The organism is Nocardia takedensis NBRC 100417, from assembly GCF_000308695.1.
Taxonomy (GTDB): domain Bacteria; phylum Actinomycetota; class Actinomycetes; order Mycobacteriales; family Mycobacteriaceae; genus Nocardia; species Nocardia takedensis.
In genome coordinates, this window is record NZ_BAGG01000266.1 from 1 (window position 1) to 13,348 (window position 13,348).

10 protein-coding genes are annotated in these 13,348 nt (G+C 68.1%); all 10 read left to right on the plus strand.

Translation table 11 applies throughout. The features are described 5' to 3' along the window. Window positions 1–181, plus strand: a 181-nt coding sequence (locus ON30_RS34945; RefSeq protein WP_040714707.1) for a hypothetical protein, incomplete at its 5' end; no start/stop codon positions are given. Next, the gene (locus ON30_RS34950) at window positions 178–1,749 is read left to right on the plus strand and encodes an SCO6880 family protein (protein ID WP_040714709.1); all 1,572 of its coding nucleotides are present in this window, start codon (window positions 178–180) and stop codon (window positions 1,747–1,749) included. The genes ON30_RS34945 and ON30_RS34950, both read left to right, overlap by 4 nt. 5 nt (window positions 1,750–1,754) lie before the next feature. Then, the gene (locus tag ON30_RS34955) at window positions 1,755–3,278 is read left to right on the plus strand and encodes a putative type IV secretion/conjugal transfer ATPase (protein WP_157184065.1); all 1,524 of its coding nucleotides are present in this window, start codon (window positions 1,755–1,757) and stop codon (window positions 3,276–3,278) included. 184 nt (window positions 3,279–3,462) lie between these two features. Beyond that, complete coding sequence (locus ON30_RS34960; protein WP_040714711.1) at window positions 3,463–3,987, plus strand: hypothetical protein; 525 nt, start codon at window positions 3,463–3,465, stop codon at window positions 3,985–3,987. Further along, window positions 3,984–5,390 carry a type IV secretory system conjugative DNA transfer family protein gene (locus tag ON30_RS34965; protein WP_083911934.1) on the plus strand — a complete coding sequence of 469 codons (1,407 nt, stop codon included), beginning with the start codon at window positions 3,984–3,986 and terminating at the stop codon, window positions 5,388–5,390. The genes ON30_RS34960 and ON30_RS34965 overlap by 4 nt, the downstream gene beginning before the upstream one ends. Beyond that, the gene (locus tag ON30_RS34970) at window positions 5,387–5,866 is read left to right on the plus strand and encodes a hypothetical protein (protein WP_040714713.1); all 480 of its coding nucleotides are present in this window, start codon (window positions 5,387–5,389) and stop codon (window positions 5,864–5,866) included. The genes ON30_RS34965 and ON30_RS34970 overlap by 4 nt, the downstream gene beginning before the upstream one ends. 177 nt (window positions 5,867–6,043) lie before the next feature. Next, window positions 6,044–7,537, plus strand: coding sequence for an N-6 DNA methylase (locus tag ON30_RS34975; protein WP_040714714.1), 1,494 nt, complete (start codon window positions 6,044–6,046; stop codon window positions 7,535–7,537). Then, complete coding sequence (locus ON30_RS34980) at window positions 7,449–9,854, plus strand: hypothetical protein (protein WP_157184066.1); 2,406 nt, start codon at window positions 7,449–7,451, stop codon at window positions 9,852–9,854. Before ON30_RS34975 ends, ON30_RS34980 begins: the two co-directional genes overlap by 89 nt. 59 nt (window positions 9,855–9,913) lie before the next feature. Continuing rightward, the gene (locus ON30_RS34985; RefSeq protein WP_157184067.1) at window positions 9,914–11,053 is read left to right on the plus strand and encodes a hypothetical protein; all 1,140 of its coding nucleotides are present in this window, start codon (window positions 9,914–9,916) and stop codon (window positions 11,051–11,053) included. Further along, window positions 11,050–13,236, plus strand: coding sequence for a hypothetical protein (locus ON30_RS34990; RefSeq protein ID WP_157184068.1), 2,187 nt, complete (start codon window positions 11,050–11,052; stop codon window positions 13,234–13,236). The genes ON30_RS34985 and ON30_RS34990 overlap by 4 nt, the downstream gene beginning before the upstream one ends. Window positions 13,237–13,348: the final 112 nt, after the last annotated feature.

A 13,348-nucleotide genomic window follows, 5' to 3' on the forward strand; every position in this document is an offset into this window, starting at 1 on the left:
GGGTGGCGCGGGTGCGCGCGCCGGGGCGGGCGCACGCGCGACGGCCGGGAAGGTGCTCTCCGGCGCGGGATCGGCCGCCTCGCTGGCGGTGCCGATCGCGGCGCAGGCGTCGGCGGCCGCGCTGAACAAGGCCCGCTCCGCCGCGGAGGCGTCACCGGGAGAAGCGGAGCAGCAGCAATGAGCCACCAACGCACCTACATCCTGGGCGGGGAGATCGCGCGCCGCTCCTGGCTCGGGCTGTCCCAGCCGGTGATGGCGAGCTGGGCGATCTCGATCCTGGTCGCGATCGCCCTCTACGTCCTGGCCGGAACCTCGATCGCGACCCTGGTGGGCATCATCGTCGGGCTCGGCGCGGTGTTCGCTGCCACCATGGAATGGGGCGGGAACCGCTCCTTCGCCGCCACCCGCCTGCACGCCGTGCGCACCTGGGACCGGCGCCGCCGCGGCGAACACATCTACCGCCACCGCGCCGACCCCGCCTTCGGACGGCCCGACCGCGATCCCGGCTGGGAGTTCCCCGTCGCGCTGGGAAACACCGCGCCGCTGGATGTCTCGGGCACCGGCCTGGACGAGATGTTCATCCTGCGTCACGCCAACCCGGGGGAGCGGACCTACTTCTCGGTCGTGCTGGCCGTGGACGGGGTCGCCAGCGGTCTGCGCGGCGACACCGCCTACGCCGCCACCTCCGCCGCGTTCGGAGCCTTCCTGGCCAACCTCGCCAAGCCCAGCAGTTTCATCCGCGGCATCCAGATCGTGCACCGGTCGGTCCCCCACGACATGGCACCGCACGAACGCTGGGCCGAAACACAGGTCGGCGCGCTCACCGATCAGCGCCTGCTCCCGGCGGTCGCCTCCTACGGCGCGCTGCTGGACGTACTCACCCCGCTGGCCGAGGAACACCGCACCTACGTGTGCCTGCGCTTCCCGCAGACCGAAACCTTCATGGCCGAGACCGCCCGCATCGCCCGCACCAAGAACGCCACCATCCACGGCGCCATCGCCCAACTGATACGCGACGAAACCGAGAGAGCCACCAGACTTCTCGCCATCGCGGGCATGGGCCGAGTCGAGGTCTACGGCGAACGCCGGGCGTGCGCGGTGCTGCGGGCCTGCATCGATCCCGGCTATCGGCTGGCCCGCCACGGCGACGCCGACTGGTCGAACTGCTGGCCCACCTACATCGGCGGCCGCGACTCGGTCGCCATCGCCCCGGACGGGCGATGGCGCACCCGCGTCGGCACCATCCCCGCCCGCGCCATCGAACCCGCACCCCTGGGCCCGTTGTGGCTGGCGCCGCTGCTGACCGGCGTCGACGCCGATCCCGGCGACGACGACACCGCTCCCATGCCGACCATCCGCACGGTCTCGGTCCGCCTGGACTTCGTCCCGGCCGCCCGTGCCCGCGCCGCCGCGCGCGGGGACTTCACCGCCGACGAGGCCCGCAAACTCAAGGAACGCCAGAAAGGCAAGATCGACGACGGATCCAGCGACGTACTGCTCTCGGCCTCGGACCGACGCCGCAGCGACCTCACCCCGGGCTCGGGCCATCACGGCGTCATCTACAGCCTCGCCGTCGCGGTCACCGGCCGCGACGAAGAAGACCTCGAACGCGCCTGCCTGCGCGTCGGTGAAGCCGCCGGCGAATCAGCCATCAGCGACATCGACTGGGCAACAGACGATCACGACATCGCCTTGTTCGCCACCCTGCCACTCGGTCGCGGCCTCGCCGCGACCAGCTACACCCGGTGACCGCCATGACCACCACCCGCGAACCACTCGAACCATCCACCACCGCGACAGCCCCACAGCCCGAGCGCCCGGCGCGGCCGCCGCGCCCACCACGCGGTCTGGCGCGCCGCGTGCTCGGACTGCCCGCCGCCGGCCGACCCGCGAGGACCGGGTCGGATCCCGATGCGGGCGCGCGCGTGCGCCGCCCGGCCCCCAAGCGGCGTCGGTGGCTGGACAAACTCGGCTGGTACGAGCACCGCGCCGAAGGCGCGTGGACCACCACCCGCCAGGCCGAGGCGCTCAACCTCGCGACCAGTCGCCGCTCGGTGCGCCAAGAAGGCGTCGCGGCGGGGTTGAACACGATCAGCCAGGAACTCGAGATCCTCGACCCGTTCTCCCTCTACGGCGAAGAGATCTCCGGCATCAACGTGTGCCTGATCGGCGACATCGGACGTGGAAAATCCTCACTCATCAAGTCCGCGTTCTGCATCCGCCAACTCATCACGGGCCGCCAAGTGGTGATCCTGGACCGCAAACCACAGTCCGGCGCGGGGGAGTACACCCCCATCGCCCGCGCGATGGACGCCGCCAGCATCCGATTCAAGACCGGCGGCGGCGGGGCGTGTGTGAACTTGCTCGATCCCGCGATCTCCACCGGCGGCGAACACCGCGGCGGCCTGGACGGCATCGTGCCCGCCGGACAGGAAGCACTCGTTCTCGCGGTACTCGAAGACAGCATGGGGCGGACTCTGGACGAACGCGAAAAAGCCGCCGTCGGAATGGCATTGGAGAAAGTCAACGCCGACGCGCGCGCCGCGCACCGCGCGCCGGTGATCCGCGAACTCGCGATGCGCCTGCTCGACCCCCACACCGACGACGGCGCCGTACTCGGCCGGCGTTGGGGGCAGAGGGCATTGGAATGGGGACAGGAACCGGGACTGGCGTTGCTGCGCCTGGCCGACCGCGACCTCAAAGGTCTGGTCGACGAGGAAACCAGCGCCGAGGTCCGCGACGCACTCGAACACAACAGCCTCGTGCACTTCGACCTCTCCGCCCTGCCCACCGACGGGCCCGCGCTGCGGATCGTGATGACCGTCATCAACACCTGGCTGGCCAACCGCCTCGCCGGCCGCTCGAGCCGCTTCCAACAGACCATGCTCATCGTCGAGGAAGGATGGCACGTCGCCCAGGGATCGACCGGCGAAGTGTTCCAGGCCAACATGAAACTCTCGCGCGGCCTGGGAATGGGCACCGTCTCGGCGTTCCATCACATCTCCGACCTGCCCGAGTCCTCCCCCGCGCGATCACTCATGCAAGAAGCCTCGATCGTGGTGCTCTACGGCCAGGACCGCGAGGACGACGTACGCGAGACCTGCCGGATGTATCGACTCCCGGCCGGAACCGAGGAAGCCCTGATGAGACTGGGGCGCGGACAGGCCCTGGTCAAGATCGGCAACCGCGACCCATTCCTGCTCGAACACATCCGCTCACCCCACGAAATCGTGCTGACCGATACCGATACCGCGGTCACAGGGGCGCTGACCCAATGAGCGAGCCCTCCACGCCCCCAACCGCGCCCCGCCCGGCCGCCGACCACCCGGCCGGTCCGAAATCCACGGGCCGGTTCCGCATGCCCACCGACCGAAGACGTTTGCCCACCGCCGATTCCGAACCATGGCATCCCTTGCCCGGGGTGTGCGGAACCGGCCCGATCCCATCCCAGGGGAGGACCAGATGAGAGAACCCGAAACCCGCGACACCATGCCGCTCGCGCCGGTGCGCGAACGTGCGTTGCTGCCCGCCGGAATGGAGCTGTCCCTGTTCGCCGCCGTGGTGGGCGCCTGCGCCATCTTCGGCGGAGGAGCCCTCTCGGCGCTGCTGTCCGGCCACGGCATCGCCGCCCCCGGCTGGGCCGGGGCCTACGCCACCGTCTTCGCGCTCTTCGGCGATATGAGTGATCCCGCGGCCGCCTGGCCCGACGACCCTCGGCCCGGACCGGCGTGGTTGACCTGGACCTGCATCATCGTCGTCGCCATCACCGTCGCCTCGACGATCATGATCGCGCGCGCCGAGTACGACGCGCGCCGGCGACGGCGCCGCAGCAATCCCGGCATGGCCAAGGTCAGCGACCTGCGGCGCGCCGGATTGGACGCCGACGGCGCCATCGACAAAGCCGCGGCCGAATACCCGGTACTCGCCGCCGGGTCCCGCCTGCCGATGACCGCGCGACTGCGGCTCCCACGCGGGTGGCGGCGATGAAACTGCCCGCCCTGTTCCACCGCCGACCCGCCGGGCTCGACCCGGCCAAGCTGGGAGTGCCTCTCGGCGCCCTCGCCGAGAACAAGCGCGAGATCGTCTACCTCCAACACCGCGACGCCGTGCTGGTCGAGGGACCGACCGGCTCGGGCAAGACCTGGCGCATCGCCTGCCAACTGGTGCACAGCGCACCAGGATTCGTCCTGGCCACGACCACCAAATCCCACGACGTGCTCGGCGCGACGATCGCCGAGCGAGCCGAAGTCGGCAAGGTCGCCGTCTTCGACCCCGAAAACCTCACCGAATGGCCCGCACGCATCCGCTGGTCGATCCTGGCCGGATGTGAAGACCCCGACACCGCGATCCGCCGCGCCGCGGCCATGGCCAAGGCGATGCCCATGGAAGGCACCAAGAACGGCGGCTACTTCGAGAACAAGGCCGCCACCCTGCTGCGCTGCTACCTGCACGCCGCCGCACTTCGCCAGATCCGCATCCGCGAGCTACGCAAATGGGTCTCCTCGCGCACCACCACCACCGCTCGCGAGATTCTCGCCGCGAGCCTGCCGGACTGGGCAGCCGAACTCGAACAGATCCTCGACTCCGCCTCGGAATCCTCCGACGACGTCATCGCCGCCGCCGCCCGCCTGCTCGAACCCCTGGCATCACCCAAACTCATGGCCGCCATCGACGTCCCCCAAAGCGAATCCTTCGACGTCGCACACTTCGTACTGGACCAAAAGCGCAGTAACACACTCTATCTCGTATCCAAGGGCACCTCCGGGTCCATGGCCCCGTTCGTCGCCGCCCTGGCCGCCGAAGTCCACCACGTCGCCGATCGAGCCTCCCAGAAACATCCGTCCGGTCGACTCGACCCGCCCGTGCGATTGATCCTCGACGAGGTCAACAACGTCGCACCCATCCCCGACCTGCCGTCGATCTTCTCCGACAGCGGCGGCCGCGGAATCAACGTCTGGGCCTTCGCGCACAACCAGGCCCAGAATCAGCAGCGCTGGGGCGATCACGGGGGAAAGATGCTGGCCTACTCGGCCCCGGCGATGCTGATCCTGCCGGGAATGCGCGGCGACGAACTCAACGACATCTCCCGCCTGATCGGCAACCGGAAAGAGTGGCGAGCCACCATCGGCAGCGGCCGCCCGTCCTTCCAGTTGCACGACGAACCGGTCATGACCGCCGCCGAGCTGCGCGAGATGGATACCGACCACGGGCTGCTGCTCTACCGCAACGCACCTCCGGTGAAGGTCCATCTGCCCACCGTCTGGCAGGTCCCCGCGCACAGGGCCCGGGTGCAAGCCTCTCTCGCCGAATTCGAGCGGGTGATCAACAGCGGCCAGGTCCCCGACAAGTACCGCCTCGACAAGACATTCATCGTGGGGGAGACAGGATGACCCACCCCCCCTACGCAGAGAACGGTCACGACTCCGCGGTCGCCGACGGCTCGGGGGAGTTGGTGCACTGCGCCTACTACTGGGATGGACTCGCCGTCGACGGCGCGCGCCGATTGTGGACCGAGTTGAACGAATGGGTCGACTGGCTGCGCGTCACCTATTCACTGGAATCGCGGATCAAGCCGTGCTGGTACCGCCATCGTCCCGTCAGGGAAGAGCTCACTGCGCTGATGGTCGCGCACAAGGCGGCGTATCTGACCGAGCCCGACGCGGTCGCTCAATATCGCGAAGACCTCACCGCCTGGCACACCCAGTGGTATCGCTCGGCTCTCGACGCGATCGCTCGCCTGCTCGCCGACTGTTCCCACGACAACTGCGCATACATCGCGCCCACCGCGCGCCCCTCCGAAGACCCGGAACGCGAGATCTTCGTCGACAAGGACGTCCAGTCCAGGGCAGAAGAGACCGCGCCATGACCCCGCCGGACGAAACACGCTGCGCAGAAACTGAATTCGAGTCACGGTCGCAGCGAAACACGCCGCGGGCCTGCGACGGGTTCGTGAGAAGCGAGAGGCGATCACCCGACCAGACCTTCCCTTCGCGGTCGTGCCCGAGTCCTTCGGTGAGGCGGAGGGACCGGGAGGGCGACGCCGATGGCTGACCTGCGCCCCATGGGATTCACGCAGCGCATGGACGAAGGATGGAAGACCCTCACCGCGTTGAGCGCACCCATCCGAACCTCGCACATGCGAGATCTGGCCTTCGCCCTGGTCCATCGTGCGGTCTTCCAACCCGAACTGTGGTCAGAGGTCCTGGCCACGGATCGGCGCAGTGCCGTCCACCTGCTCACCCGATTTGAAGCACACCTGACCGTTGACCAACTCCTGGCCGACAACGCAGCCCGCCATCTGGCGATCGAACATCCGGATCGACTGCGCCGAATCATCGAGGTCGTCGACGATCTGATCAGTGGACCACCGCCGGAGCGCCACGTCTGGGAGGTCCCCACGCCGATCAGCGCGCAAGTGTTCTCGGCGCTGCTGCAACGATCCGCACGCGACACCCCCGCCGAGTCCGCCGTGCCGGTGCCGCCCGAAATCGAACGGCTTGCTGTCGAACTCGCCGATCCCGGTCCCGCGGCGAGGGTGTACGCACCGATCGCCGACTACGCGATCATGCTCGCCGCGGCGGGCACCCACCTGCGGCACCGTCTTCCCTACCTCGACGGCAGCACGCCGGAGGACCTGCACGCCATCACCACCGGCACGACGTCGGGCGCATCGCCTGTGCCCGACGTCCGACTCGCGGGCCGCGCGCACTCACGGCACACGATGTTGCTCGCAGCCCTGCACCTGGACCTGGTAGGCGCCCATGGTCGAATCCACACCGAGGCACCGACATACGCGGCGTCCCCGGATCAGCATTTCGACATCGTTCTCGCCGCCCCTCCATGGAAATCGACCCCGTGGAGACAGGATCCGCTCTTCGCCGACATGGTCTGGCCCTTCGGCACTCCGCACGCCACCGCGAGCTACGCATGGCTCCAACACAGTTGGGATCGACTGAATCCCGGCGGCCGCGCCGTGGTGCTCATGTCGAGCAGCGCCGGGCGATCACGCAGCCCCCGCGAGAAGGCGATTCGCGCCTACATGGCCGCATCCGGGGTGCTCGAAGCGGTCATCGACCTGCCCGACTACATGTTCCCCGCGCTCAGACAACGCCGCGCGGCCTCGCTGTGGCTACTGGACAAGCCCTGGTCCGCCGCGCCCGCGGACCCCCATCGCCCCGGAACCAGGACCCCGGTGCGCGACTCGGTGCTGTTCATCAGCTCCGGTCACGGAGTCGAGAGCCAGAAAGTCCTGCGGGCGGTCGCCAGCCTCCGGCGCGGCACCGGCCCCGAGGCGGAGCCGGGATTCTGCGCAGTCGTGCCACGCTCCACCATCACCGCGACCGACCACGACCTGTGTGCGACCACCTATACCGGGCCCCCGAACGAACCACCGCGACCGAGCGCGGGGGACAGCCCCCGGCCCGCCACCACAATTCCCGGCCGCCGGAGTGACCGCCCCGTCGCCTCCAGCCCGTACAAACCGCCGATTCGTCGGGTCGTCAACCCAACGAATCACCGTCAACGACGCTCACTCTGACCAACCGTGGGAGGTATCAGCCATGGCTTCCGAGGACGACCCAGCCAGCGCGACCGCACACCCAGGCAAGCGCACGAGCGTACGCGCCGTCGGCTTGTGGCAACGCTTGGCGATGCTCCTCGCGGCCTTGGCGATGAACCGCGCCGCCAAACAGATCCGTGAACGACACGACGAACTCGCCGGAATCGCCGACGGCGACGACGCCGCGATGGCGCGCTACGCGGAGAAGACGACCGAGCAGCGGCGCGATGCCGAAGCACGTCTGCAACGGCTCGATCTGGCAGGGCCGCGCGAGGATGTCGCGGCCGCGCTGGTGGACGCGCTCGCATGGAGCGACAGCTCACCGATCGCGCGTAAAGCCCTCGATCAATTGACCGAGTTCTATCGCAGCGAGATGGGGCTGCTCATCGATCCCTCCGGCCGGACGCTGACCGTTGATCCCGACTACCCGGCCACCCACATTCAGACCGCGCTCGAAGAGAGCGCCCGATACCTGCGCAGACAGGCTGCCGCGACCGCGGTAACCACACTGCTCGACGACTCCGAGGTCGACGACGCCGGACGCACCCACGCGAGGCAGTTGATCGACACCTGGGCGAGCCTCGGAACGGACACGCCCTCCACCGAAGCCATGCAAGACCGCCGCGCCGAGTTGGCCGACGGACTCGCGGCCACGGACCTCGACGGTCCGGACCGGTCTCAGGTGCTCTTCGTCATCGACTACCTCACCGACAACCACGACTCGCCGCATTCGGTCGACCTCCTCGACACGCCGCCGCTGTTCATCGCGCCCGCGTCACCGCAGGTCTCAACCGCAGTCCCGGACGCGCAACCGGTCAACGCAATGCCCGCCCCCGCAGACAGTCGCTACGGCGACCAGCAGCAGGGGCCCCACCAACAGGTCGACACAAACTCCGCCGAGAACACGCCGGTCGAACCGAGGACCGACCCCGCCGCACCCGAGCAGGCCCCACGACAACCACCTGACCCGACAGACGACCGACCAGGGGCCGGCGATCGCTCGCGCACCGGCGGCGCCAACCCTGCACAACCCATCGCTGATCCCGGCGCACCCGGCGCCGCGCCGCCACCTGAACCCGCACCGCCAACCTCGGCGCCGCACCCACCCGTGCCCACGGCATCGCAGGCGGTCGGTGTGGATCGCCTCCAGGTCACCGCTCAACTGCGCGACTATCTCGCGGTCGTGAAGCAACTACACACCGCCGCCGACCGATTCGCCGATGATCCTGCGCAGTCGATCACCGCCGACATGCATCAACTCGTCGAGAAGGCGCGCACCCATCGCCACCATCTACTCGCCGTCGCCGAGAACGGCCCCGGATTGGCTCCGATCGAAAGGACGCAGATCCGCGCCACGCTCCACGACATCGACACCGGCAGGACAGACCTCCCAACCCTGCTGTGGGTCGAAGAAGACTCCAAACGCGCGGCCGATCAGTACCGGCACCGCATGCGCGGCCGCGACATCGCCGCCGGCGCAGTCGCGCGCGTCACCGAAACGCTGACACAATCCGAGCTGCTGGGCCCGGCGGATCCGTCGACCGCGCGGATCCCCGCCGCGCTGCACGGCCCGCTCGACGACATCCTCGACGCACTGCGGGAAGACGACGGCGCGATCGGCCACTCCAGCGATCGCTTCGCCACCGCCACTGGGCGGATGCAGCAGTGCCTGAGCGACCTCAGCGTGGATGAGGACACCTGCCGAACCATCGACGCATTCCTCCGGGACGACCTACCTCATGCCGACACCGACGAACGCCCCGGTCGCGCCGCGCACGAACTGACCACGCTGCTCGAAGGCACCGGAGTCCTGCTCGACCCCGCCCCGAACCCCCACGCCCGAAACGAGGCGATCAACGCCTCACTGGAGGGCCTGGCCGCCGTAATCGAAGCCGTCGCCGCCGGGACCGAACGCCGCGATCGACTCCTGCGTCGATACGAGAACACGCTCAACGCTCTCGGACGGCAACTGGTCGACGCCGGAGCCGACCGACCGACTTTGGCGACCGTGCGCGCATCCATCGACGAACACGCGCGAAAAGCGGCGGCTCACGCGGTCACCGGCAGAGACCGGCGCGCCAGATGGGCCGAACGTGCGGTCCCCACCGGACGCGACGCCCGCCACCAAGGCCCCCGCGCTCCAGACCCCTCAGCGGTCACCTCGCCACTGACCTCGACACCCCCGCAGCCTGCGTCGCGAAGACGACGCACCTTCAGCCCGAGCGAACGATCTCGACGGTTCTGGCAACAGCACTTCCGTCCACGACCCGCCACCACCACATCACGCCGCGGCTGAACACCGCCCGCCGACCGATGGGAGCAAACCCGTTGCACAACAACACCGTACCGACCTCGATGCCGGGCTCTTGGTGCCCACCGACGCAGGACGACGGCCAATTCCAGGCGAAACTGCAAACCCTCGACCCGGCCTACACCCGGGTCCTCACCGAACACCGGGCGAACTTCGCCTCCCCATGGCTGGCCCGGCATTGGATTCGGTACCGCCTCACCCATCCACCAGTCGACGGCGCCAAGGCACCGGACTCGTACCGCGCCTCGGTCGAGGACCGGTCCGCTCCCGCTCATCGGCGCGTCATCTACGACGGAACCGGCCCTCGCGACGACGTGGCTGCCACTCTGGACGCGCTGGCCCGTGCACGGGCCGATCACTCACCGGTCACCGGCGACGCCGACACCGATCTCAGAATCCTGAAGTCGCTGCTCGAGGCGTACGAGAACTCCGCGCACGAGAGAGACACCACCACCGTCCAGGCAGGGCTGCGCGGACACATCGCAACGCTGCTGTGCCTCGGCGCCCTCTCCGCCGCTGTCGCAGAGCGCGCGAACGCGCGACTGCGCACCGCCGACCTCGCTCGCCTCATCAGCCCCGACGGATCCATTCGCGCGGTCCTCGACCACACAACGCCACCATCACCGTCCGGGTACTCGCCCGCGCCGGACACCACGGATCGACTGCTCGACCACCGCTTCGCCAGCGCCCGCCATGCCCGCGAATACCTCGTCCACAACATCCATGCCCGCCACGCAGGCCAGACCACAGGTCTGCACATTCACATCACCGACACCCGCACCACCCCGGAGTCGACGGTCTATCGAGCACACGGTTCGTCACAATCGATCACCGAAGGTCTTCGCGCTGTCACCGAGTTCGACGGCACCCTCGTACTCGGAATGCCGGACCATGACGTACGCCTACTCCGAACCCTGGTCATCGACTATCGACATCTCGCCGATGCCCTCCGCCAGACCCTTTCACGACAGCACCTCGAGCCGGGCACCGTCCAGGCTTGTTCGCACGCGTTGCGCCAGAGCAGACGCGAAATCATGGCCATGCTGGACAATCCGAGCCTTCACGCGCAGGTCGACACCGTACGCGCGCAACTACATTCCGCCGACACCGCGCTCTCACCGCTGATGGCCGACTGGCCACCGACCGACGGCGATCACCCAGGACACGGTAGGAGGCGATCATGACCGGGCCGCTTCTACTTCCAGATCCTGGCGGCCCGTACGAGGCGAGCTTTTCGGAGACCGATCCCGACGCCCAGCCATTCGGAAGCGAATTCGCACGATTCCGTAGACCTTGGATGGCACGAGAGTGGCTCCAGCACCGACTGATCGTCACCGACCAATTCGATCCCGGTAGCCGACGATACCGAGCAACCATCACCGCGGGCGCCGAGGAGAGGACGCTGTACGACTTGCGGGGGTCCGCACCGGACATTGCCTTCCGGCTGACGCTTCTCGGCCGCAACGGGATCGACGCTACCCGCGTGACGGGGCAGAATCCGCTGACCGTCGTCGCCGCCGACGAACTCGCCCGCGAATACCGCGCCTGTGTCGACGAGTGGAAATCTGCCTACGACGCCGACCCGACCAGCTCGCGGACTCGCGGACTGCACGAGGTTCGCGCGGGCATCCGTCGCGAAATCCACGCCGTGGCATTGAACTCGGCACCACTATCGCAACCCGCTCACCTGCTTCTCGCCCAAGTGCTGCTCGAGATCGACACCGAGGCCCTAGCGCAACCGCACGGCCGATACGGTGCGGTTTGTCAATGGGTGGACCTCGAGATGCACGCCGGCTCCACCGCGCCATCGAGGCAGCCGCGGGCGAGCCAGTTCGACTCGGCGAGCCACGCCCAGGAATGGCTGATCAGCCAACTCGCGATCTCGGCCTTCGCCGCCGACCCCACCGACCCCACCGTCGAATTGCACGGAACCGTATTCGACCTCGAGCGTGTGCGATTCGTGCGTGCCGAGATCGGCAGCCCCGCCGCGACAGGTCTGAGATTAGCGTCAGCCGAGCATGAGCCCGATGGAATAGTGACCACGGGCATTCCTGACGTCGACCATCACGAACTCAATCGGCTCGTCGAAGCCTACGAGAAAGTCACCGATTTCCTGATCAACGCGACAAACCGCGTGCGCTCGGACGACGAGGCAAGACTCCCGACAGACCGGCTCGACCACATCATCATCCCCCGCACCGACATCGGCGGACAGATCGTCGCCCTGGCAGCCACAGCAGGCACGGACGACGCCGAGGTCGCATTGCGTCGGCTATGGGCAGCCGACCAACGGGTAATCAATGATCGCGATCTCGTCAGTGCGCACACCACCGTTCCCACATCAGGATTCGTCCTGGCAGACATCCAGGTGGCACTGGCCCAGATGGCCAGGCTGACGGCACTCGACTCTGCTACATCACCGCAGATCACGGAAACCTCACACAAGATCGCCGAGGTGCGCGACCGCATCCGGCAACTCATGGACGCCGACAACTTCCGACCCGAGAACCGTTCGATCATCGACGCGCACATCACCCAGATCTTGGTGAATCAAGACCACCAACAAGCCGGACTGTACGCCTGGCCATCGGTCAGCGCGCTCGACTCCCGTACCAGGCGATTGACCGCCGTCCGAACGCAACCAGGTCATCGAGGCTTCAGCGATGCGCTGCGTCTGCACCACCTCACCCAAGCGATACATCTGGACGGCCTGATCCCCGCGGACCCACACCGAGACTTGGTCCTCGACGCGCTACTGTCGCGTCAACGGGACTACCTCTGGACGGCGATCGAAACAGACACCTCGCTCAGCACCGCGACCGCCGCAGCCCTGACCGGGATCATGCAGTACGACCCTGCTACCCCCATCCCGAATCACCACGTAGTAACACCTCTCCGGGCGCATCCTGCCGACGGCCCGCCTACACCGGACACCACCGCTGTCCCGGGGCAGCCGTACAGGATCCTGCTCCCCCGTGGCGAACACGAGTGGTATCTCGGCATCGAGAACGGGCGATGGACAGCGCGGGTCCACCAACTCTATCCGGCGTTCCCGACCCTGCGCCGGGAAATCGGTGCCGCGCACTACGACTCCGCCGAGCAGATGCTCGACGCCGTGACCACCGAACCAACGGTCCTCGCCCCCGAGGGGCGCGAGGTGATCTTGGCGCCTCTGGACATCCCCGAACCCGTGCGCACAGCCCTGTACCGCGCGCAAGAACTGTGCGAACGCCCATCATCGCCTGCTGCCACCACCGGCCACAAGGTCACTCCCTCGGCGGCACCTGCACCACACAGTGCTGACAAACGTCATCCGACGAGGAGGCAACCGCCGCCACCGCCACCGCCGCCCAGGCGTCGGATATGACCACCCGCCACCGAACTCGAACGCACAGCCTGTCCCCGCGCCACTCCACACCCACTGGAGCCACCGAGAAGGCGACGAACCCCACGACCGACTTGCCCCCACGGAGAAATCA

Excerpts from the sequence above, each read along its gene's own strand:
- ON30_RS34970 (WP_040714713.1), top strand. The coding sequence starts at position 5,387 with ATGACCCACCCCCCCTACGCAGAGAACGGTCACGACTCCGCGGTCGCC.
- ON30_RS34990 (WP_157184068.1), top strand. The coding sequence starts at position 11,050 with ATGACCGGGCCGCTTCTACTTCCAGATCCTGGCGGCCCGTACGAGGCG.
- ON30_RS34985 (WP_157184067.1), top strand. The coding sequence starts at position 9,914 with ATGCCGGGCTCTTGGTGCCCACCGACGCAGGACGACGGCCAATTCCAG.
- ON30_RS34965 (WP_083911934.1), top strand. The coding sequence starts at position 3,984 with ATGAAACTGCCCGCCCTGTTCCACCGCCGACCCGCCGGGCTCGACCCG.
- ON30_RS34960 (WP_040714711.1), top strand. The coding sequence starts at position 3,463 with ATGAGAGAACCCGAAACCCGCGACACCATGCCGCTCGCGCCGGTGCGC.
- ON30_RS34950 (WP_040714709.1), top strand. The coding sequence starts at position 178 with ATGAGCCACCAACGCACCTACATCCTGGGCGGGGAGATCGCGCGCCGC.
- ON30_RS34975 (WP_040714714.1), top strand. The coding sequence starts at position 6,044 with ATGGCTGACCTGCGCCCCATGGGATTCACGCAGCGCATGGACGAAGGA.
- ON30_RS34955 (WP_157184065.1), top strand. The coding sequence starts at position 1,755 with ATGACCACCACCCGCGAACCACTCGAACCATCCACCACCGCGACAGCC.